The 19,644-nt window shown below is 65.1% G+C and carries 21 protein-coding genes; 12 read left to right on the plus strand and 9 right to left on the minus strand.

All coding sequences use genetic code 11. The features are described from left to right. Positions 1-4: 4 nt before the first annotated feature. Positions 5-1,243, minus strand: coding sequence for a ubiquinol oxidase subunit II (locus ASE69_RS19075; protein WP_056490028.1), 1,239 nt, complete (start codon positions 1,241-1,243; stop codon positions 5-7). 213 nt (positions 1,244-1,456) lie between these two features. On the opposite strand from ASE69_RS19075, the gene ASE69_RS19080 reads away from it, so the two are divergent. Continuing rightward, positions 1,457-2,788, plus strand: coding sequence for an MFS transporter (locus ASE69_RS19080; RefSeq protein ID WP_056490031.1), 1,332 nt, complete (start codon positions 1,457-1,459; stop codon positions 2,786-2,788). Between the two features lie 316 nt (positions 2,789-3,104). Here the strand turns inward: ASE69_RS19080 and ASE69_RS22670 are convergent, their stop codons facing one another. Next, the gene (locus ASE69_RS22670; RefSeq protein ID WP_056490034.1) at positions 3,105-4,280 is read right to left on the minus strand and encodes an MFS transporter; all 1,176 of its coding nucleotides are present in this window, start codon (positions 4,278-4,280) and stop codon (positions 3,105-3,107) included. A gap of 62 nt (positions 4,281-4,342) precedes the next feature. Continuing rightward, positions 4,343-4,960, minus strand: a complete 618-nt coding sequence (locus ASE69_RS22675) for a flavin reductase family protein (protein ID WP_056490036.1) — start codon at positions 4,958-4,960, stop codon at positions 4,343-4,345. A gap of 51 nt (positions 4,961-5,011) precedes the next feature. Between ASE69_RS22675 and ASE69_RS19095 the strand changes: the two genes are divergently transcribed. The 3 genes from ASE69_RS19095 to ASE69_RS19105 are packed head-to-tail and all read left to right on the plus strand — an operon-like array spanning position 5,012 to position 7,793. Then, on the plus strand, positions 5,012-5,758 hold the full coding sequence (locus tag ASE69_RS19095) for a cytochrome b/b6 domain-containing protein (RefSeq protein ID WP_056490040.1): 747 nt from the start codon (positions 5,012-5,014) through the stop codon (positions 5,756-5,758). Then, positions 5,755-6,516, plus strand: coding sequence for a molybdopterin-dependent oxidoreductase (locus ASE69_RS19100; protein WP_056490043.1), 762 nt, complete (start codon positions 5,755-5,757; stop codon positions 6,514-6,516). Before ASE69_RS19095 ends, ASE69_RS19100 begins: the two co-directional genes overlap by 4 nt. A gap of 50 nt (positions 6,517-6,566) precedes the next feature. Continuing rightward, on the plus strand, positions 6,567-7,793 hold the full coding sequence (locus tag ASE69_RS19105; RefSeq protein WP_056490046.1) for an SAM-dependent methyltransferase: 1,227 nt from the start codon (positions 6,567-6,569) through the stop codon (positions 7,791-7,793). Positions 7,794-7,948: 155 nt separating this feature from the next. Here ASE69_RS19105 and ASE69_RS19110 read toward each other — a convergent pair whose 3' ends face one another. Next, the gene (locus ASE69_RS19110; RefSeq protein ID WP_056490051.1) at positions 7,949-8,338 is read right to left on the minus strand and encodes a hypothetical protein; all 390 of its coding nucleotides are present in this window, start codon (positions 8,336-8,338) and stop codon (positions 7,949-7,951) included. 160 nt (positions 8,339-8,498) lie between these two features. Between ASE69_RS19110 and ASE69_RS19115 the strand changes: the two genes are divergently transcribed. Beyond that, on the plus strand, positions 8,499-9,743 hold the full coding sequence (locus ASE69_RS19115) for an argininosuccinate synthase (protein WP_235518988.1): 1,245 nt from the start codon (positions 8,499-8,501) through the stop codon (positions 9,741-9,743). Between the two features lie 122 nt (positions 9,744-9,865). After that, positions 9,866-11,455 (plus strand): hypothetical protein, encoded by a 1,590-nt coding sequence (locus ASE69_RS19120; protein ID WP_200924204.1) that lies wholly within the window; start codon positions 9,866-9,868, stop codon positions 11,453-11,455. Here the strand turns inward: ASE69_RS19120 and ASE69_RS19125 are convergent. The 4 genes from ASE69_RS19125 to ASE69_RS19140 form a co-directional block, all read right to left on the minus strand. Next, the gene (locus ASE69_RS19125; protein WP_056490358.1) at positions 11,415-12,563 is read right to left on the minus strand and encodes a GNAT family N-acetyltransferase; all 1,149 of its coding nucleotides are present in this window, start codon (positions 12,561-12,563) and stop codon (positions 11,415-11,417) included. The genes ASE69_RS19120 and ASE69_RS19125 overlap by 41 nt on opposite strands. A 169-nt stretch (positions 12,564-12,732) precedes the next feature. Beyond that, the gene (locus tag ASE69_RS19130; protein WP_056490055.1) at positions 12,733-13,197 is read right to left on the minus strand and encodes a RidA family protein; all 465 of its coding nucleotides are present in this window, start codon (positions 13,195-13,197) and stop codon (positions 12,733-12,735) included. 236 nt (positions 13,198-13,433) lie between these two features. Further along, positions 13,434-14,060, minus strand: a complete 627-nt coding sequence (locus ASE69_RS19135) for a hypothetical protein (RefSeq protein ID WP_056490058.1) — start codon at positions 14,058-14,060, stop codon at positions 13,434-13,436. Next, complete coding sequence (locus ASE69_RS19140) at positions 14,057-14,326, minus strand: DUF3572 domain-containing protein (RefSeq protein WP_056490061.1); 270 nt, start codon at positions 14,324-14,326, stop codon at positions 14,057-14,059. The genes ASE69_RS19135 and ASE69_RS19140 overlap by 4 nt, the downstream gene beginning before the upstream one ends. A gap of 36 nt (positions 14,327-14,362) precedes the next feature. On the opposite strand from ASE69_RS19140, the gene ASE69_RS19145 reads away from it, so the two are divergent. Next, positions 14,363-14,725 carry a response regulator gene (locus ASE69_RS19145; RefSeq protein ID WP_056490063.1) on the plus strand — a complete coding sequence of 121 codons (363 nt, stop codon included), beginning with the start codon at positions 14,363-14,365 and terminating at the stop codon, positions 14,723-14,725. A gap of 358 nt (positions 14,726-15,083) precedes the next feature. On the opposite strand, the gene rpmG is transcribed toward ASE69_RS19145, so the two are convergent. Then, positions 15,084-15,251, minus strand: a complete 168-nt coding sequence (rpmG, locus tag ASE69_RS19150; protein ID WP_055881863.1) for a 50S ribosomal protein L33 — start codon at positions 15,249-15,251, stop codon at positions 15,084-15,086. Between the two features lie 192 nt (positions 15,252-15,443). Between rpmG and ASE69_RS19155 the strand changes: the two genes are divergently transcribed. The 5 genes from ASE69_RS19155 to ASE69_RS19175 all read left to right on the plus strand — a co-directional run bounded on the left by ASE69_RS19155 (position 15,444) and on the right by ASE69_RS19175 (position 19,510). Further along, positions 15,444-15,776: a hypothetical protein gene (locus tag ASE69_RS19155; protein WP_235518990.1), complete on the plus strand. Its 333-nt coding sequence runs from the start codon at positions 15,444-15,446 to the stop codon at positions 15,774-15,776. A gap of 3 nt (positions 15,777-15,779) precedes the next feature. Next, the gene (locus ASE69_RS19160) at positions 15,780-16,346 is read left to right on the plus strand and encodes a TMEM165/GDT1 family protein (RefSeq protein WP_056490066.1); all 567 of its coding nucleotides are present in this window, start codon (positions 15,780-15,782) and stop codon (positions 16,344-16,346) included. A 61-nt stretch (positions 16,347-16,407) separates the two neighbouring features. Then, complete coding sequence (locus ASE69_RS19165; RefSeq protein WP_056063578.1) at positions 16,408-16,905, plus strand: Dps family protein; 498 nt, start codon at positions 16,408-16,410, stop codon at positions 16,903-16,905. Between the two features lie 168 nt (positions 16,906-17,073). Next, entirely contained in the window at positions 17,074-18,666 is a 1,593-nt protein-coding gene (locus ASE69_RS19170; RefSeq protein WP_056490075.1) for a cisplatin damage response ATP-dependent DNA ligase, read from the plus strand. A gap of 70 nt (positions 18,667-18,736) precedes the next feature. Then, a complete protein-coding gene (locus ASE69_RS19175; protein ID WP_056490079.1) occupies positions 18,737-19,510 on the plus strand; it encodes an AcvB/VirJ family lysyl-phosphatidylglycerol hydrolase in 774 nt (257 codons plus the stop codon). The last annotated feature ends 134 nt before the right edge of the window (positions 19,511-19,644 follow it).

Genomic DNA, 19,644 nt, shown 5'->3' on the forward strand with positions numbered 1-19,644 from the left:
TTCTCTAGCCGTTCGCGACGGGGCGCGTGCCCGGCATGGTGGAGGGGGTCAGCATCGTGTGATTGCGGTTGGACTGCGAGCCGGGGGCGCTGTTTGCACCATCCTTCTTGATGTCGGCCGGCGCGGTCCAGTGGTTGCCGCTTCCCTTTTCGTTCGCGTCCTTCATCAGGGCGCCTTCGGGATGACCGGTGTCCTGCGGGCCCTTGCCGCCGTTGACTCCGGGCATCGCCATGCCGGCGTGCGAGTCTCCCCCGCCTTTGCCGCCGTGCATCATCTGCGACATGCAGACCTTGCCGGGCTGGACGCACTGCTCGACGACCAGCTTGAACATGTTCGGCTCGACCGCATTGTAATAGCGGACCGGGACCTTCTCGCTTGGCTTCTCCAGCTGGAGATAGCTCGCACGGTTCAGACCGCCCCCGCGCTGCTTGACCTGGTTGATCCAGGCATCGAAGCCCGCGTCGCTGACGCCGTGGAAGCGGAAGCGCATCCCCGAGAAGCCCGCGCCGCTATAGTTGGACGAGAAGCCCTCATAGTTGCCGGGCTTGTTGATCACCGCGTTCAGCGTCGTCTGCATGCCGGGCATCGTGTAGATCATGCCGGCGAGCGCGGGGATGTAGAACGCGTTCATCACCGACGACGAGGTCATCTGGAAGCGGATCGGGCGATCGACCGGCGCAGCCAACTCGTTGACCGTGGCGATGCCGTATTCCGGATAGATGAAGAGCCACTTCCAATCGAGCGCGACCACCTGAACTTCCAGCGGCTTGCCGGCGCCGTTCGGACCGTTGCCCGCCTGCTGCTTGTCGACCAGATTACCGACCGGCACGTTGTTCGCGAGCGTCGGCGTGTCCGGCTTGATCCGGCCGAGCGGGCGATACGGATCGAGCAGATGCGTGCTGGTCCAGGTCAGTGCACCAAGCGCGATGATGATCAGCAGCGGGATGCCCCAGATCAACAGCTCGAGCCCAACCGAGTGATCCCAGTTGGGTTCGTACTTGGCCGCCTTGTTCGACTGGCGATACCGGAACGCGAAGAACAGCGTGAGGCAGATCACCGGCACGATGATCAGCAGCATCAGCCCGGTCGAGATCAGCACGAGGTCGCGCTGCTGCACTGCGATATCGCCGGATGGCGACATCACTACCCAGTCGCAACCGCTGGTGAGCAGTGCCAAGGGCATGGCCACCAACCATTTTCGAGCCGAGATTTTGGTGCGGGAAAGCTGTGTCACGACGGTCATTCGGTCCCCCTACGCCTCGGTTGCGCTGCGCTACAGTGGACAATTTGTCCAATGGGCGCTGCACTGCAACATCGGCATGACTTTATCGTCGCCCGGAGTAGCATAGATCACCCTTGCCCGCATTGGGCGCGGGAGATTGGCGCGGAATATATCTGCCCGCATCCGCCGGAACAGCGTATCATCGGGTTCGCGCCCTGAAGAGCGAGTTGAAGAATGAGTGCAAATACAGTCCCCGAGACGAGCTTCGAAGCCGATGCTCGCAGTATCCACAGCGACGGCGAGCACGTCACGCCCGGCGTGATCGCGATCGGCGTGGTGATCGGCCGCACCTCGGAATTCTTCGACTTCTTCGTGTACGCGATCGCCTCGGTGCTCGTGTTCCCGACCTTGGTCTTCCCGTATGTCGACCGGTTGCAGGGCACGCTCTATTCGTTCGCGGTGTTCGCGCTGGCATTCTTCGCCCGGCCGATCGGCACGGTCATCTTCATCGCGGTCGACCGCGCCTATGGCCGCAGCGTCAAGCTGACGATCTCGATCTTCCTGCTCGGCACCTCGACCGTCGCGATGGGGTTTATCCCGAGCTATGATTCGGTCGGCAACTGGTCGGTCGCGATCCTCGCCCTGCTCCGCATCGGCCAGGGCATCGCGCTCGGTGGCGCCTGGGATGGTCTCGCCTCGCTGCTGTCGCTGAACTCGCCGGAAAAGCATCGTGGCTGGTACGCGATGCTGCCGCAGCTGGGTGCGCCGATCGGCCTGCTGGTCGCCAGCGGCCTGTTCGCGTTCTTCGTCGCCGCGCTGCCGACCGAGGATTTCTTCTCCTGGGGCTGGCGCTATCCGTTCTTCGTGGCGTTCGCGATCAACGTCGTCGCGCTGTTCGCGCGTCTTCGCCTGGTGGTGACGCCAGAGTTCGAAGAGATGTACGCCAAGCGCGAGCTCGAGCCCGCCCCGGTCGTCGAGACCGTACAGTCGCAGTGGAAGGCGATCTGGCTCGGCTCGTTCGTGCCGCTCGCCAGCTTCGCGCTGTTCCACATGGTCACGGTGTTCCCGCTGTCGTGGGTCGTGCTGTTCACGCGTGAGGCACCGGCGCGCTTCCTGGTGGTCGAGGTTATCGGCGCGGTGATCGGCATCGGCGCGATGCTGGTGTCGGGGCTGCTTGCGGACCGGTTCGGGCGTCGTACGATGCTGGGCACGATCGCGGTGCTGATCGCGCTGTTCGCGATCGCCGCACCGAAACTGCTCGATGGCGGCGACGTCGGCGAGCGCCTGTTCATGGGCGTCGGCTTCCTGCTGTTCGGCCTGTCGTTCGGCCAGTCCTCGGGCGCGATCGCCTCGAGCCTGTCGCCGCAGCATCGTTATACGGGCTCGGCGCTGACGACCGATCTGGCGTGGCTGTTCGGTGCCGGGTTCGCGCCGCTGGCGGCACTGTTGCTGACGAGCAAGCTGGGGCTGGCGGCGAGCGGCGCGTACCTGTTCTCGGGCGCGGTGTTCACGTTGATCGCGCTGGGTCTGAACAAGCAGCTCGCCAAGCGCGACATCGCGCGGTGATTGGTCGGGGCTGACGAACTTATCGAGCGGCCCCCTCACGAACGATTAACACCGCCCGTTCCGGTACGAACGCGACCCACACCCATCTGCACCACCCCGGCGAAGGCCGGGGCCCAGTTGGCAAGGTCGTTGTAACGATGCGCTGCCCTTAGTTAGCACCGTCCCCCAACTGGGCCCCGGCCTTCGCCGGGGTGGTGGCAGCTTGGTAGGATCGGTCCGTCCTCAATAGAGCAGTTCCCCGCGAAGGCGGGGGGCCAGGAGCCACCAGCGCCACCGCCTGTAACCCTGGACTCCCGCCTTCGCGGGAGAACAGTAGTTAGCAGGTCATCACTGAAACCCGCCGGCGATCCAGCCCCCACGACACCGCCCAGATCGCAAACCCGCCAAGCGCCAGCGCGGTCCCGACCCAGCCGGTCGACGGCAACCCATACCCACCCGCAATCGCCAGCCCGCCAAGCCAAGGCCCAAGCGCATTGGCCGTATTGAACGCGGAATGATTGAGCGCTGCGGCCAGGGTCTGCGCCTCCTCTGCGACATCCATCAGCCGCGTCTGGAGGATCGTCGACAGACCGCCCCCGCACCCGATCAACACCACCACGGGCAGCATCGCCCACAGATGCGGCGTCGCCGGCGCGTAGAGCGCGAGCGCCCCTGCCCCGAACAGCAAGGTGATTCCCGCCGCCGGCATCAGCGCGACGTCCGCTGCCTTGGCACAGACCAATGTCCCGATCGTCATGCCGACGCCGAACAACGCGAAGGCCACCGGCGTGAACGCGGACGACACCCCCGTGACCTCGGTCAAGGTCGAGGCGAGATAGGTGTAGACGCAGAAAATCCCGCCGAACCCGACCGCGCCGATCGCCAGCGTCAGCCAAACCTGCCCGTTACGCAGTGCCGCGAGTTCGCCCAGCGGGCTTGCATCCTTGGCGGGGCGCAGGACCGGCGCGAACCGAAACAGCATCGCCACCGTCGCGGCCGCGATGATCGCGACGATCCCGAAACCCCAGCGCCAGCCGAACCACTGCCCGATGCCATTCGCCAGCGGCACGCCAGCTATGGTCGCGATCGTCAGCCCGAGCATCATCCGCGACACCGCGCGCGACCGGTTCTCGCGCGGCACCATCGATGCCGCGACCAGCGATCCGACCCCGAAATACGCGCCATGCGGCAGGCCACTCAGGAACCGGGCGAGCAGCATCAGGTGATAGGTCGGCGCGAGCGCGGACAGGCCGTTGGCGATCCCCAGAAACGTCATCAACCCGATCAGCAACACCCGCCGCTCGATCTTCGCCGACAGCACCGCGATCGTCGGCGCACCGACGACGACGCCTAGCGCATACGCGCTGATGACGTGCCCCGCGGTCGGCTCGTCGATACCAAGTCCCCGCGCGAACTGCGGCAACAGGCTCATCGCCGCGAACTCTGTGGTCCCGATCGCGAACCCGCCGACGGCGAGCGCAAGCAGCGCCATGCGCGTATCGACAGGTTTCATGGGGTATCGCTTTCGTAAGGTCAGGGCGGCCACAGAATGCTGCGCCGCAACATACGCCTCTATCAGCCCGGGCGGCGCATCTTGAACAAGGAATCCTCCGTGATCGCAAAGTAATCCGCGGGGCCGCCGCCGCGCAGGATCGGGTTCGCGCGGGCGGTCTGGTAGACACCGTCCTCCAGCATCGCCGAGTCGATGTGGATCGCGACCGCCTCGCCGAGCACCAGCCACTGGTCGAGTTCGCGGCCTTCCTTGGTCTCGAGCCGGATCAGCTGCGTGAGCTTGCACTCGAACTGCGCGCGCGACGCGGCGACGCGCGCGGGCTTGACTATCGTCGAGGCCGCCATTTCGAGCCCCGCCAGCGCGAACTCGTCGACGTCCGCCGGCACGCTCGCCGAGGTCGCGTTCATCGCGTCGCCCAGATCGCGCGTGACGAGGTTCCAGACGAACTCGCCGGTCGCCTCGATATTGGCGACGCTGTCCTTCCAGCCCATCGACGAGAAGCCGATGATCGGCGGAGTGTAGTTGAACAGGTTGAAGAAACTGTACGGCGCGAGGTTCGGCACGCCGTCTGCGGACACCGTGCTGACCCAGCCGATCGGCCGCGGCGCGACGATCGCGTTGAGGGGATCGTGTGGCAGGCGATGGCCGTTTATGGGCTCGTAAGAATGCCATTCGGTCATACATGTATTCCTGCTATGTCACGGTCTGACTGCCTATAGCGAAGGTCGAGCATGAACGATCCCACTGCCCCGATTGTCATCAAGCGCCACCGGATGGCGACGCGCGTCTGGCACTGGGTGACGGTGGTGACGATGTTCATCATGATCGGCAGCGGCATCGGCATCCTCAAGGCGCATCCGCGGCTGTATTGGGGACGGTATGGCGCGAATTTCGATACCGCCTGGACAACGCTCGACCAATGGCCGAGCTGGCTGGTGTCGCTGCTCAACCTGCTGACGATCCCGGCGGGCTATAATCTGGCGCTGTCGCGACGCTGGCATCTGCTGTTCGCGCTGGTGCTCGCCTTCGCGCTGCTCGGGTTCATGATCGTCAGCCTGATCAACAAGCATTTCCAGCGCGATCTCCGCGTGCGTGCCGCCGAGCTTTCGCCGCGCGAAGTGGTGCATGACGTGAAGGAGCATCTCGCGTTCCGCTTTCACGATCCCAAGAAGCCGGGTGCGTACAACATCCTCCAGAAGCTCTCGTATGTCGTAACGATCTTCGTGCTGATCCCGGTGATGATCCTGACCGGGCTGACGATGTCGCCGGGGATGGATGCGGCGTGGCCGTGGCTGCTCGAAGTCTTCGGCGGGCGCCAATCGGCGCGGTCGATCCACTTCATCGCTGCCACCGGGCTGGTGCTGTTCATCATCGCGCATCTGGCGCTGGTGATCCTCGCGGGGACGTGGAACGAGGTGCGATCGATGATCACCGGGCGCTGGAAGGTACCCGCCCACCCGTCGGAGGACGTCGCATGAGTTCGCTGATCACCCGCCGTTCGCTCGTCATGAGCGCGACCATCGGCGCAGGCGCGCTGCTGGCCGGCTGCGACAAGATCGCCGCGAACCCGGAGGCGCGGAAGATCCTGTTCATGGGCGAGGACATGAACCGCGGGCTGCAACGCGCGCTGACCAACCGCAACGCGCTCGCGCCCGAGTTCAGCCCCGCGCAGATGTCGCCGATCTTCCGCTCCAATGGGACGAGCAATCCGGGGACCGCGGAGTATACTTCGATGGTCGCCAACAATTTCGCCGATTACCGGCTCAAGGTCGGCGGTTTGGTCGATCGGCCGCTGTCGGTTTCGCTCCCGCAACTCCGCCAGATGCCATCGCGTGCGCAGATCACGCGCCACGACTGCGTCGAGGGCTGGAGCGCGATCGGCAAATGGCAGGGGCCGAAGCTCGGCGCGCTGCTGACCGCTGCGGGTTTGCAGAAGTCCGCGCGCTACATCGTGTTCACCTGCGCCGACTTGTTCGGCGGCGCGAACTATTACGAGTCGGTCGATCTGGTCGACGCATTCCATCCGCAAACGATTCTTGCCTGGGCGCTTAACGATCAGGTGCTCGACGTCGCGCACGGCGCCCCCGTTCGGCTGCGCGTCGAGCGGCAACTCGGGTACAAGCACGCCAAATACGTCATGGCGATCGACGCGGTCGCCAGTCTCGCCGGGATCGGCAAGGGCAAGGGCGGCTATTGGGAAGATAACGTCGATTATGACTGGTACGCGGGGATCTGAGCCGCCCCGAGGGGTAGCGCAATTCCGTACCAGTCATTAGCTAACGCGACATGGCCCTATTCGATCGTTTCCTGGCGCGGCAGGTTAAAACCGGCGAACTCACGCTCATCCACGCGGACGGCACGACCAAGCATTTCGGCAAGCCCGATGCTGCGTATAACCCGGTCACGATCCGGCTGACCCAGCCCGGCGTCGCCGGCGCGATCGTCCGCCACCCGGCGCTGGGCGCGGCGGAGGCGTTCATGGATGGGCGCCTCGTGATCGAACGCGGCGACATTCGGGACCTGGTCAACCTGCTCAAGGGCAACAGCCCGTGGGAGCGTGGCGGCGGGCTTAATCCGTCGCTGCCGATCAAGCTGCTCGACAAGGTCGTGCACCGCGTCGACCGCGTGAACATGGCGCGCCGCTCGAAGAAGAACGTCGCGCATCATTACGATCTATCCGATCGTCTGTACGACCTGTTCCTCGACGCGGACCGGCAATATTCGTGCGCGTACTTCACTGACGCTGGCAACAGCCTGGAGCAGGCGCAGAACGACAAGAAGGCGCACATTGCTGCAAAGCTTGCGATCCAGCCGGGCACGCGCGTGCTCGACATCGGCTGCGGCTGGGGTGGGATGGCGCTGTACCTGCATGCGAAGACTGGTGCCGAGGTGCTGGGCGTGACGCTGAGCGAGGAACAGTTGAAGGTCGCGCGGCGACGGGCCGAGGAAGCGGGCGTCGCCGATAAGGTGAAGTTCGAGCTGATAGACTATCGCGCGCTGACAGGAAGTTTCGACCGGATCGTCTCGGTCGGGATGTTCGAGCATGTCGGCCCCGCGCACTACAAGGCGTTCTTCCGCAAGTGCCGCGACCTGCTGACCGCGGACGGCGTCATGCTGCTCCACACGATCGGCCGGATGGGTGGTCCGGGCGTCACCGATACGTTTACGACGAAATACATCTTCCCGGGTGGGTATAATCCGGCGCTGTCGGAGATCGTGAAGGGGTATGAGGGGCTGCGGATGTTCCCGACCGATATCGAGGTGCTGCGCGTCCATTACGCGCTGACGATCGACCTCTGGTATGACCGGACGGTGGCCGCGAAGGACGCGATCGTCGCGCTGTACGACGAGCGGTTCTACCGGATGTGGACATTCTACCTCGCGGGCGCCGCGGCGGCGTTCCGGACCGGGGGGATGGTCAATTACCAGATCCAGCTGTCGAAGAGCCGGATGACGCTGCCGCTGACGCGGGACTATATGCTCGAGGGTGAGCGGGCGTTGCGCGAAGGCTGAACTACTCCCTTTCCTGAAAGGGAAGAGCCTGACCTGCTCCCCTCCCTGGAAGGGAGGGGCTGGGGGTGGGTCGGCTGCTTGGGATGAGCGGCGCCTGCAAAACAGGCCGACCCACCCCTAACCCCTCCCTTCCAAGGAGGGGGATCGGTTGCGCTTTAGCGCGGCCCCTGTACGTCGGCCTTCGCCGCGGCGCGCTCGTCGCCGCCGATCTTGCCGTCCTTGTTCGCGTCGTATTTCGCGAAGGTCGCCGCGAGCAGTGCCTGCGCCTCGGCCTGCGTGACCTTGCCGTCCTTGTTCTTGTCCGCACTGGTGAACCACAGATCGGCGAGACGCTTGGCATGGACCGGATCCGGACGGCCCGGCCCGACCTTCATGTTGCCGATCCGTGCCTGGACCTCGGCGCGCGTGAGGACGCCGTCCTTGTTGGTATCCGACGCGGCGAACTCGGCCTTGAACTTGGCCGAGGCAGACGCGCGGGTTTCCTGCGCGAGCGCCGGAGTCGCAAGGCCGGCGAGGACGAGAAGAGTGAGGCTTTGGCGTAGCACGGTGGGTTAACTCCAGAGGATTTGCGGCGCGAATAGCGGGGATCGGTTGTACGCGCCATTAACGCCGGAGTTGCATGGCGCGGTTGCATGCACAGGTTGCATGAGGGGCCCCCAGCGCATAGGGGCGCGGGCATTGGATATTGCCCGAAGGATTCTGCCCGTGACCGATCAGATCAATCGTCCCGCCGGCGAGGCCGGCATCAATCGGGTCGTGCTCGCCTATTCCGGTGGCCTGGACACGAGCGTGATCCTGAAATGGCTCCAGCAGACGTATAACTGCGAAGTCGTGACCTTCACCGCCGATCTCGGCCAGGGCGAGGAACTCGAGCCGGCGCGCGCCAAGGCCGAGATGATGGGCGTCAAGCCCGAGCACATCTTCGTCGACGACCTGCGCGAGGAGTTCGTGCGCGACTACGTGTTCCCGATGATGCGGTCGAACGCCCTGTACGAGGGGCTGTACCTGCTCGGCACGTCGATCGCGCGACCGCTGATCGCCAAGCGCCAGATCGAGATCGCCAAGATGGTCGGTGCCGACGCGGTCAGCCACGGCGCGACCGGCAAGGGCAACGACCAGGTTCGCTTCGAGCTCGGCTATTACGCGCTGTCGCCCGACATCAAGGTCATCGCGCCGTGGCGTGAGTGGGACCTCACCAGCCGCACGCGCCTGATCGAGTTCGCCGAGCAGCACCAGATCCCCGTCAGCAAGGACAAGCGCGGCCAGGCGCCGTTCTCGACCGATGCGAACATGCTGCACACGTCGAGCGAAGGCCTCGTGCTCGAGAACCCGTGGGACGAGGTTCCCGACTATGTCTACTCGCGCACGGTGAACCCCGAGGACGCGCCCGATACCCCTGAATACATCACGATCGATTTCGAGCACGGCGACGGCGTCGCGATCAACGGCGAGGGCATGAGCCCGGCCACCCTGCTGTCGACGCTCAACGACTATGGCCGCCGCCACGGCATCGGCCGTCTCGACCTCGTCGAGAACCGCTTCGTCGGGATGAAGAGCCGCGGCATGTACGAGACTCCCGGCGGCACAATCTATCACCTCGCGCATCGCGGCATCGAGCAGCTGACGCTCGATCGCGGCGCCGCGCACCTGAAGGACGAGCTGGCGCCGCGCTATGCCGAGCTGATCTACAACGGCTTCTGGTTCTCGCCGGAGCGCGAGATGCTGCAGGCGGCGATCGACCACAGCCAGGAGAAGGTCTCGGGCACCGTTCGCCTGAAGCTCTACAAGGGCGGCGTGTACGTGGTCGGCCGCAAGTCGCCGAACTCGCTGTATTCGGAGAAGGTCGTGACGTTCGAGGACGACCAGGGCGCCTACGACCAGCGCGACGCGGCCGGCTTCATCAAGCTGAACGCACTACGCCTGCGCCTGCTCGGACGGCGCGATCAATAGGGGCGACCAGTAACCCGCTCCCCGTCGGACCTCAGTCTTATGCCGAAGTTTGCGGGGAAGATCGTCAACTCGTCGTGCGCGCACTTGTCTAGTGCGCCCACCCGCCCCTAGGGTTCGACGATATGATTACTCAGGGGGAAAAGCTGCATTGGTGGCAGACGCGCGCATTCGTTGCCGCGGTTGCGATCGCATCGATCATACCGTTGCTGTGGCCAGAAATACCGCCGCTGGTCGACCTGCCCGGGCATATGGGGCGGTACCGCGTCCAGCTGGCGATCGCCGACAATCCCTGGTTGAATCAATGGTATAACTTCCGTTGGCAGATGATCGGCAACCTCGGCATCGACCTGCTGATCGTGCCGCTCGCGCCGATCTTCGGGTTGCAGCTGGCGGTGAAGCTGATCGTGATGGCGATCCCCGCGCTCACCGTGACCGGGCTGCTGTGGATCGCGCGCGAGGTGCACGGGCGCATCCCCGCGACCGCATTGTTCGCGCTGCCGCTCGCCTACAGCTATCCGTTCCAGTTCGGATTCGTGAATTTCGCGCTCGGCATGGCACTCGCGCTCAACCTGTTCGCACTGTGGCTGCGGATGGGGCGGCTCGACCGGCGGCAGCTGCGGACCATCATCTTCGTCCCCGTCTCGTGCCTATTGTGGCTGTGCCATACGTTTGGCTGGGGTGTGCTGGGCGTGCTCGCCTTTTCCGCAGAGCTGATCCGCCAGCACGACATCCGTCGCGACAGCGATCCCAAGAGCTGGGCGCATGGTTGGTTCAAGGCGTGCATCCAGGCGGGGCTGAACTGCCTGCCGCTGGCGCTGCCGATGGTGATGATGATCGTCTGGCGCTCGGGTGATCATGTCGGCGGCAAGACGCAGGACTGGTTCAACTGGCGCTGGAAGATGAACTGGATCACGATGGTCCTGCGCGATCGGTGGATGACGTTCGACATCGCCTCGGTCACCGTGTTGTTCGTGATCCTGTTCCGCGGCGTGCGCGACCAGACGATCGAGTATTCGCGCAACCTAAGCCTGTCGGCGCTGTTCCTCGCGATCGTGTATATCCTGTTGCCGCGGATCGTGTTCGGCTCGGCCTATGCCGACATGCGACTCGCGCCGTTCATGCTCGGGATCGCGGTGATCGCGTTGCGGCCGCGGCACGGGCTGTCGCTACGCGGCGCGGCGGTGCTTGCGGTGCTGGGCTTTGCGTTCTTCGGCGTGCGGCTGGCGGGGACGACGGTCAGCTACCTTATGTACGATCGCAGCTACGACCAGGCGATCGCGGCGATCGATACGGTGCCCGAGCGCTCGCGGGTCGTGTCGTTCGTCGGGCGGCGCTGTCGCGACGACTGGGCCTATTCGCGGCTCGAGCATGTGCCCGCGCTGCTGCTGGAGCGGCGACTGGCGTTCACCAACGACCAGTGGTCGATGGCGGGCGCGCAGTTGATGACGACGCACTATCCGGCGGCGAAGGGCTTTGCGCATGACCCGTCGGAGATCGTCAGCGACATCAAGTGCCGTGGCCAGTTCTGGCGGCCGATCGGCGTGGCGCTGCAGAAATTCCCGCGCGATGCGTTCGATTACGTGTGGCTGATCCACCCGCCGAAGTTCGATTCCAGGCTGGTCCGCGACCTGACGCTGATCCGGCGTGACGGCACGAGCCTGTTGTACCGCGTCAACCGAGCTGCTGCTGCTCGCCCCGCCGGAACGGAGTGAGCTCGCCGAGATACTCCTGCTGCTCGGCGACGGCTTCGCGCTCGCGGACGAGATAGTCGGCGATCGCGCGGCGGAAGTTCGGGTCGGGGATGTAGTGCGCGGAATAGGTCGCGACCGGGGCATAGCCGCGCGCGAGCTTGTGTTCGCCCTGTGCGCCGGCCTCGACCGTCTTCAAGCCCCGCGCGATGGCGGCGTCGATCGCCTGGTAATAGCAGAGTTCGAAATGGAGGAACGGCACCTCCTCCGTCGCGCCCCAGTATCGGCCGTAGAGCGTGTCGTCGCCGATCAGGTTGAGCGCACCGGCGATCGGTACGCCGTCGCGCTCCGCGACGATGAGGAGCACGCGGTCGCCCATCGTCTTGCCGATCTGGTCGAAGAAGCCGCGCGTGAGGTACGGTTGGCCCCATTTGCGGCTGCCGGTGTCCTGGTAGAAGTCCCAGAACGCATCCCAGTGCTCGGGCGTGATCTCGGGACCGACGAGGTGGCGGATCGTCAGGCCTTCGACGGCGGCGGCGCGTTCCTTGCGGATCGCCTTGCGCTTGCGGCTGGCGAGGACGGCGAGGAAGTCGTCGAAGCTGGCGTATCCCTCGTTCTTCCAATGGAACTGCGTGCCCTGCCGGATCAGCCAGCCTGCCGCCTCGAACAGCGCCACTTCGTCGGGGTCGATGAAAGTGGCGTGGGCGGAGGATAGCCCGCTCTGGTCGGTCACCGCCTCCAGCGCGGCGATCAGCGCGGGGGCTTGGTCGGGGTCGCGGAGCAGCAGTCGCGGGCCGGGTACAGGGCTGAACGGCGCCGCGATCTGGAGCTTGGGGTAATATTGCCCCCCTGCCCGCTCCCATGCGTCCGCCCAGCCCTGGTCGAAGACGTATTCGCCCTGGCTGTGGCTCTTGGCGTAGGCGGGCGCGATCCCCGCGGGTTTGCCGTCGGGGCCGTCGACCACCACCGGCAGCGCCTGCCAGCCGGAGCGGCCGCCGACGCTTTTCGACGCTTCGAGCGCGGAGAGGAAGGCGTGGCCGACGAACGGGTTGGCGGTGCCGGAGCATGCCTCCCAGTCCGCGGCCGCGATCGAGGTGACGCCTTGGGCGATGCGGGCTGTGACGGCGTTCATCCGCGACATTTGGGGTAGCGGGGTGCCGATAGCAAAGGGCGCGTCAGCTTATCTCGAAGGAAAACAGGCGCCCGTCCATACGCTGATCTCCCGGCAAGGCGGGAGCCCAGGACCACATGGGCTGCGCTTGGTAACCCTGGGCTCCCGCTTTCGCGGGAGAACAAGGATGTCAGGCGGAAACTTGAACGATCGCGTCGACCTCGACAGCGGCGCCGAGCGGGAGGACAGGAACGCCGACAGCCGCGCGCGCATGCTTGCCGGCATCCCCGAACAGCGCAACCATCAAGTCCGATGCGCCGTTAGCGACCTTCGCCTGATCGGTGAAATCGCCGGTCGAGTTGACGAATACGCCAAGCTTCACGATCCGCTCGACGCGACCGAGCGTGCCGAGAGCGGCCTTCATCTGTGCGACGAGCATGAGCGCGCAGAGCTTGGCAGCTTCCTGCGCGTCTTCGAGCGAGACGCCGTCTCCGACGCGACCGGTAACCAGCGCGCCGTCCTTGAACGGCAACTGGCCGGAGATGTGAAGCATGCCGTTCGCCAGCACGGTCGGGACGTAGGACGCCACGGGTGCGGCAGCCTGCGGGAGGGTGAGGCCCAGCTCTTCGAGCTTGCGGTCGATACGATCGGTCATGGGTGAGGTATCACCACAGCGGTGGGGGATGGGTCAAGTGAGTCTACTCCACGCCCTTGGTCCGGACCGCCCTCCGATCGATCCTCCCCCGCCAGGGGGAGGTGGCGCCGTAGGCGTCGGAGGGGCAGGACACGGAACGGTGGTTTTCCCTTACCTCCCCCTCCGTCAGGCTACGCCTGCCACCTCCCCCTAGCGTGGGAAGATTGCTTGTCCTCGGCACCTTTCCAACGAGGTCTTTAGGCGTCCGCCGGCAAACCCGCTTCGAACCGTGCGGCGATCCAGTCCGCCGCCTCGCGCCAATCGTCGATCCGCGCGTGCGCCTCGGGCGCCTTCGGCACGCTCACCGCCAGCGTCGGCTCCGACACCATGTGCAGCCGGTGCACCCCCGGCGCGTGCTTGTGGACCGACTCGTGATGCACCGCGAGATCGTCGACGAACACCGTCACCGGCGAGCCATATTCCTCGACCAGCCGCGACACCGGCGTCCCCTTGCCGCCCTGGTTGCATTCGACCCGGTGTTCGATGCCGAACTTCGCCAGTTGTTCGATCCGCGGCTGGCGGCATTCGTCTTGGAGGTTGGTGAGGATGACGATGTCCGCCACCTGGGCCAGCCGCTCCAGCGCCTCGACCGCATGCGGTACCAGCGTCTGGCGGTGCATCTCGCCGGGAAAGAACTCACCCAGCATCGCCCACATGTCCTCGCGCGACGGCGGCGGGCCACCGTCACGCCGCGTCATCGCGGTCGAGAAATCGCCGTGCTGGATCGCGAAATCGATGTCGTGGCGCTCGTCGAGCCAGACGCCGAAATGCTTGACCATGTGCAGCAGCACTTCGTCGCAATCGCTGATCAGCAACGGCCTCATGCTTCGAGCTCCATACGGGCGCGGACGAGTGCCTCGGGTTTCACGCCGAGCGATTCGGCGCAAGCGATCAGGTCCGGCTCGTGGTTTTCGAGGAAACCGAGCGCCGCGGACAGCACCGTCGGGTCGCTCGCCCGAGCGCGGAGGTCATGCGGCTCAAGGCCGGTCACCGACAGCAATCGCATAGCGCGATCGGGTTCGACTAGCGTCCATACCAGCGCGCGCAGGGCGAGCGCTTCGGCGTCTTCGTTTGAATCACGGTCGCGCATTGCCTATCGTGCCCTCTTTCCGGATAAGGTGCGGCGGTGACAAAGAAGGTGCTCGTTGTCGAGGACAACGAACTCAACCTCAAATTATTCTGCGACCTGTTGCGCGCGCATCAGTTCGACGTCGAGCCCGTGCGCGACGGCCGCGAAGCCGTTGCGAAAGCGCGGGAATTCGTGCCCGACCTGATCATCATGGACATCCAGATGCCGCACGTCACCGGCTACGAGATCATCCTCGAACTGAAGGCGGACGATGATCTGCGCGCGATCCCGGTGATGGCGGTGACCGCGTATGCTGGGCGCGAGGACGAGGAGCGGATCCGGGCTGCCGGGGCGGACTCGTATGTGTCCAAGCCGATCAGCCTGGCGCGGTTCATGGATGCGGTGGGGGCGCTGATCTGAGGTGGGAGCGCGCGGATATCCATCTGCTCCGCCTGCCCGTTGCTTCCACCTGAAATTCGCCGCCTACCCGAACCCCCACCCCCGTTCGTGCTGAGTAGAGACCGGGTAGCTTCGTCAGAAGCGTATTGAGGGCTCGTATCGAAGCATGGGTTCCGCGCGCCAACCTGTCCTTCGATACGCCATCTCGATACGCCGCCTACGGCGACTACTCGATGGCTACTCAGGACGAACGGGAGAGGGGGCAAACGGAAGGGGGAGGGACGAACGGAAGGGAATCACAAACGCCAAAAGCCGCGAGGGCTACCCCGCGGCTTTTCGGATCGTTGCAATCAGACGGCGGTTCGCACCGCCGACCAGATTACTTGATCTTGGCTTCCTTGAACTCGACATGCTTGCGCACGACGGGATCGTACTTCGAGAAGGAGAGCTTCTCCGTCTTGGTACGGGGATTCTTCTTGGTGACGTAGAAGAAGCCGGTGTCAGCGGTGCTGAGCAGCTTGATCTTTACGGTGGTCGGCTTGGCCATGAGCCCAATTCCTATGGCTTGAAAATGCGAAAGCGGCGAACTGACGCCGCCGCTCCATCAGGGGCGGCGCATGGCGGACACAGGGAGCGAAGTCAAGCTTTACCCTGTCGCTGCATGCCGAGACCCGTCATTTAACCCGCTATTCACTACCACAAGCGCATCATATCATCAGATAAAGATAGGAGCGGGATCGTGGGGCAGGCGCTGGTTCGAATCGACGACATGATCGCGGTGAAAGCCGATCTCGCCGCGCGAATCGCGGCAATCGATGTCCGAGCGCCCTATTCCCGCCCCTGCGACATCGCCACCGAGATCGATGCGATCCGCGTGATCGCGCATACCAACGGCCTCAACCCGGCGGTGACCGTCGCGCACTTCGTCGATTCGGCCCTGTCGCGCGGCGAGCATGGCGCGCTGGTGCATGGCTGGCTGTCGATCCTGCGCGATGCGGTCGGGTGCGAGCGGCAGGACGTCCAGGCGTGCCATGCGTTCGCCGCGGCGTGTTCGGTGCGCCTTGCGGAATAATTCATGGACGCGTTGATGGCAGCGCTGGTCGCGGCGGCGCTCGCACAGTTCGGCGATCGAACGGCGTGGCTCGCGGCAATCCTGTCGGACCGATACCGAAAGCCGGGTCTTGTGATCGCGATGGCGGCGCTGGCGTTGGTCGCGGCGAGCGGCTTGGCGGCGGCGCTCGGCGCGGTGATCGGGCCGAAGCTTGCCCCCAATGCGCAACAACTGATGCTCGCGCTCGCGTTGCTGTTGCAGGGTGGTGGATCGTTCTTTCCGGCCAAGGCACCCGAGCGGCTGGATCGCTGGAAGATCGGCGCGATCGCCACCACCGCGCTTGGCCTGTTCATCCTGGCTTTCGGCGACGGCGTTCAGTTCATCGTCCTGACGCTCGCCGCGCGGACGGCTGTCCCGGCCCTCGCGGCGATCGGCGCGACGATCGGCTCGCTGGTGGTGATCGTCCCCGCCGCGCTGATGGGCGAGGCAGCTTTGCTTAAACTGCCGCTCAAGCCGCTCCGCATCGCCATCGGCACCGTGTTTCTGATCTTCGGTATCGTCCTGGCGCTCGGCGCACTACGATTGGTCTGACGGCCGGGAGCAAGTTTGCGTTCGGATCGTTCACGCGACGACTTTCCAACGGGAGCTAAACATGGCCGAGATCAACCCTGCCCTCGACACGCCGACCGACCTGCCGAGCAACAGCACCAAGTCGGTCGCCGATGCGCTGAACGCCGCGCTCGCCGATTGCTATGCGCTGTATCTCAAGACCAAGAATTTCCACTGGCACATGTCGGGGCCGCATTTTCGCGACTATCATTTGCTGCTCGACGACCAGTCCGCGCAGATCATCGGCGTGACCGACGCGATCGCCGAGCGCGTGCGTAAGACCGGCAACACGACGCTGCGCTCGATCGGGGATATTTCGCGGCATCAGACGATCGCCGACAACGACATGGCGTTCGTCGGCCCGACCGAGATGCTCGCCGAACTGCGCGAAGATAATCTCAAGCTCGTCGAGCAGTTCCGCATCGTCAAGGACGCTGCCGACGCGGCGAAGGACAACGCGACGAGCGGGATCGTCGACGAGTGGACCGATCATGCCGAAGAGCGTGCGTGGTTCCTGTTCGAGGCTAGCCGAAAGGGTTGAGAGCGGCGCCGTCGCCTCAATCCTCCCCCGCAAGGGGAGGATTGTTAGGCCACTCCACCCTCAACTGCCCGGCAACTTTCAAAACTGCGGATTGACCGTCGCCGGGGCCGCCCGCCGGCGGTCGTTTCGCCTCTGCATCCCTTCGGGCGGCAGGTGCGTTTACCGACGATGCACGCTTTTGCCGCCCTGCTCGACTCGCTCACCTACACCCGGTCGCGTAACGCCAAGCTGAAGCTGATTGCGGATTACCTGCGCGCGACGCCGGATCCGGATCGTGGCTGGGCGATGGCGGCGCTGACCGGCGATCTCGATCTCAAGGGCGTGAAGTCCGCTGTGATCCGCGGGTTGATCGAGGAGCGCGTCGACCCGGTGCTGTTCCGGATGAGCCGCGATTATGTCGGCGATACCGCGGAGACGGTGGCGCTGCTTTGGCCTGAGCCGACGGTGCCGGTGGATCCGACGCCCTTGTCGATCACCGATGTCGTCGAGCGGCTGGCGGCGTTGTCGCGGGCCGATGCGCCGGGTGCGCTGGCGGATATGCTCGATCGGTCCGATGCCGAGGAGCGGTTCGCATTGCTCAAGATGGCGACGGGCGCGTTGCGGATCGGCGTGTCGGCGCGGTTGGCGAAGACGGCGCTCGCCGATGCGTTCGGGCTCGACGTCGATGCGGTCGAGGAGGTCTGGCACGGGCTCGATGCGCCGTATCCGAGCCTGTTCGCCTGGGCGGAGGGGACCGGAGAGCAGCCGACGCCGGCGGACGTCCCCGTATTTCGGCCGTTCATGCTCGCGCACGGACTCGAAGACCTGCGCGTCGATCTCGTCGACTATGCCGCCGAGTGGAAATGGGACGGCATCCGCGTGCAGATCGTCCATGTTGCAGGTGAGACGCGACTCTACAGTCGCACCGGTGACGACGTGACGGGCAGCTTCCCCGAGATTGCAGCTGCGTTCCGGACGCCGGGGACGGTCGACGGCGAACTGCTGGTGAAGGGCGAGCATCAGGGCGGGACGCTGGAGGATGGCGGCGGGGCGGCGAGCTTCAACGCGTTGCAGCAAAGGCTCGGGCGCAAGACGGTGTCGGCAAAGATGCTGGCGGACTATCCCGCGTTCGTGCGGCTTTACGATCTGCTGATCGATGGCGACGAGGATTTGCGCGCGCTACCCTGGACCGAGCGGCGGAAGCGGTTGGAGGCGTTCGTGCCGCAACTCGATTCCGAACGGTTCGATCTGAGCGTCGTGATCGAGGCGGATGACTTCACCGCGCTGGAGGCGATCCGTGCGACCGCGCGCGACTCGGCGATCGAAGGCGTCATGCTGAAGCGTCGCGATTCGCCGTACGTCGGCGGGCGCCGTGCCGGGCTCTGGTATAAATGGAAGCGTGATCCGCTGACCGCCGACTGCGTGATGATGTACGCGCAGCGTGGCTCGGGGCGGCGGTCGTCTTATTATTCCGACTATACCTTCGGCTGCTGGACCGAAGAGGGCGAACTGCTCCCGGTCGGGAAAGCCTATTCGGGGATCACCGACGAAGAGCTCAAAATGCTTGACAGCTTCGTGCGCAACCACACGCAGAACCGGTTCGGGCCGGTACGCGAGGTCGAGAAGACGCTGGTGCTGGAGATCGCGTTCGATTCGCTGCACGATTCGAAGCGGCACAAATCGGGCGTGGCGATGCGCTTTCCCCGGATCGCGCGGATCCGGACGGACAAGCCCGCGGCGGAGGCGGACCGGATCGAGACGCTCAAGCGGATGATCACGTAATCCGCGCGTCATGGAAGTGCGTGGCCGTGCGGGGTATTGACCCGGTCTTGGTACAAGTCAGGACGATCCGGTGAAAAGTAGGAAATATCCACGCACGGTAGCGGCACGACGCTGGCGGCGCGGTGCGTGGGTGACTGGTATCGTGTCCGCGATCGTCGTGCTGTTCGTCTACCTCGCCGGCTATTTCGACCGCGACCCGGTGCATGTGTATCCGGCGATCGGCGTGCACGCGTCGGGGCCGCCGCCGATCGCGGTGGTGAATTTTTCGGGCGACATGGGGCTGCGGTTCCTGCTGGGCGCGTCGACCTCGCGGGGGCTGACCGAGCACGGCATTCCGGTCGTCGGGATCACTACGCCGGCGCTGTTCGCGCATCATCGGACGCGACAGGAACTCGATGCGATCATCGCGGATGGCGTGCGGACGGCGCTCTCGCGGACCGGGGCGAAGCGGGTCGTGGTGATGGGGCAATCCTACGGCGCGGATATCGTCCAGACCGGACTCGCCAACCTGCCGGCGGACTTGCGGCCACGCGTTGCCGCGATCGTGCTGATACTGCCGGGTGACACGGTCTTCTATCGCGCCGATCCGTCCAGCTTGCTGTACGATCACGGCACGCCCGACAGCATGGGCGCGACCACCGGTAACCAGCTGACCTGGGCGCCACTCACCTGCATCTATGGGGTGGAGGAAACCGACAGCCTGTGCCCGCTGCTGACGACGGCGAACGCGCGGAAGGTCGGGATGCCGGGGGGGCATAATATCCGTCACGATGCGGATGGCCTGCTGCGGCATGTGCTGGCGACGATACGGGCGGTGGCGCCGAGTGCGGGGCATGGGTTTTAAGGCTGGGCGATACGCTATCTTGTGACCCCTATTACAATCCCGACACTGTCCCGAACTTCCGCCTCCCAACCGTCATCCAGCGAACGCTGGGATCGCAGCATGTGGGGCACGCGCCTGCCAAACGGAGATACCCC

The organism is Sphingomonas sp. Leaf208, from assembly GCF_001421415.1.
Lineage (GTDB): Bacteria > Pseudomonadota > Alphaproteobacteria > Sphingomonadales > Sphingomonadaceae > Sphingomonas.

What these genes read in the sequence shown, in the direction of transcription:
- ASE69_RS19135 (WP_056490058.1), bottom strand. Translation starts at nt 14,060, where the DNA reads ATGAGGCCGTTGCTGATCAGCGATTGCGACGAAGTGCTGCTGCACATG.
- ASE69_RS19080 (WP_056490031.1), top strand. Translation starts at nt 1,457, where the DNA reads ATGAGTGCAAATACAGTCCCCGAGACGAGCTTCGAAGCCGATGCTCGC.
- ASE69_RS19170 (WP_056490075.1), top strand. Translation starts at nt 17,074, where the DNA reads ATGCACGCTTTTGCCGCCCTGCTCGACTCGCTCACCTACACCCGGTCG.
- ASE69_RS19095 (WP_056490040.1), top strand. Translation starts at nt 5,012, where the DNA reads ATGAACGATCCCACTGCCCCGATTGTCATCAAGCGCCACCGGATGGCG.
- ASE69_RS19075 (WP_056490028.1), bottom strand. Translation starts at nt 1,243, where the DNA reads ATGACCGTCGTGACACAGCTTTCCCGCACCAAAATCTCGGCTCGAAAA.
- ASE69_RS19165 (WP_056063578.1), top strand. Translation starts at nt 16,408, where the DNA reads ATGGCCGAGATCAACCCTGCCCTCGACACGCCGACCGACCTGCCGAGC.
- ASE69_RS22670 (WP_056490034.1), bottom strand. Translation starts at nt 4,280, where the DNA reads ATGAAACCTGTCGATACGCGCATGGCGCTGCTTGCGCTCGCCGTCGGC.
- ASE69_RS19160 (WP_056490066.1), top strand. Translation starts at nt 15,780, where the DNA reads ATGGACGCGTTGATGGCAGCGCTGGTCGCGGCGGCGCTCGCACAGTTC.
- rpmG (WP_055881863.1), bottom strand. Translation starts at nt 15,251, where the DNA reads ATGGCCAAGCCGACCACCGTAAAGATCAAGCTGCTCAGCACCGCTGAC.
- ASE69_RS19100 (WP_056490043.1), top strand. Translation starts at nt 5,755, where the DNA reads ATGAGTTCGCTGATCACCCGCCGTTCGCTCGTCATGAGCGCGACCATC.
- ASE69_RS19105 (WP_056490046.1), top strand. Translation starts at nt 6,567, where the DNA reads ATGGCCCTATTCGATCGTTTCCTGGCGCGGCAGGTTAAAACCGGCGAA.
- ASE69_RS22675 (WP_056490036.1), bottom strand. Translation starts at nt 4,960, where the DNA reads ATGACCGAATGGCATTCTTACGAGCCCATAAACGGCCATCGCCTGCCA.
- ASE69_RS19140 (WP_056490061.1), bottom strand. Translation starts at nt 14,326, where the DNA reads ATGCGCGACCGTGATTCAAACGAAGACGCCGAAGCGCTCGCCCTGCGC.
- ASE69_RS19125 (WP_056490358.1), bottom strand. Translation starts at nt 12,563, where the DNA reads ATGAACGCCGTCACAGCCCGCATCGCCCAAGGCGTCACCTCGATCGCG.
- ASE69_RS19130 (WP_056490055.1), bottom strand. Translation starts at nt 13,197, where the DNA reads ATGACCGATCGTATCGACCGCAAGCTCGAAGAGCTGGGCCTCACCCTC.
- ASE69_RS19120 (WP_200924204.1), top strand. Translation starts at nt 9,866, where the DNA reads ATGATTACTCAGGGGGAAAAGCTGCATTGGTGGCAGACGCGCGCATTC.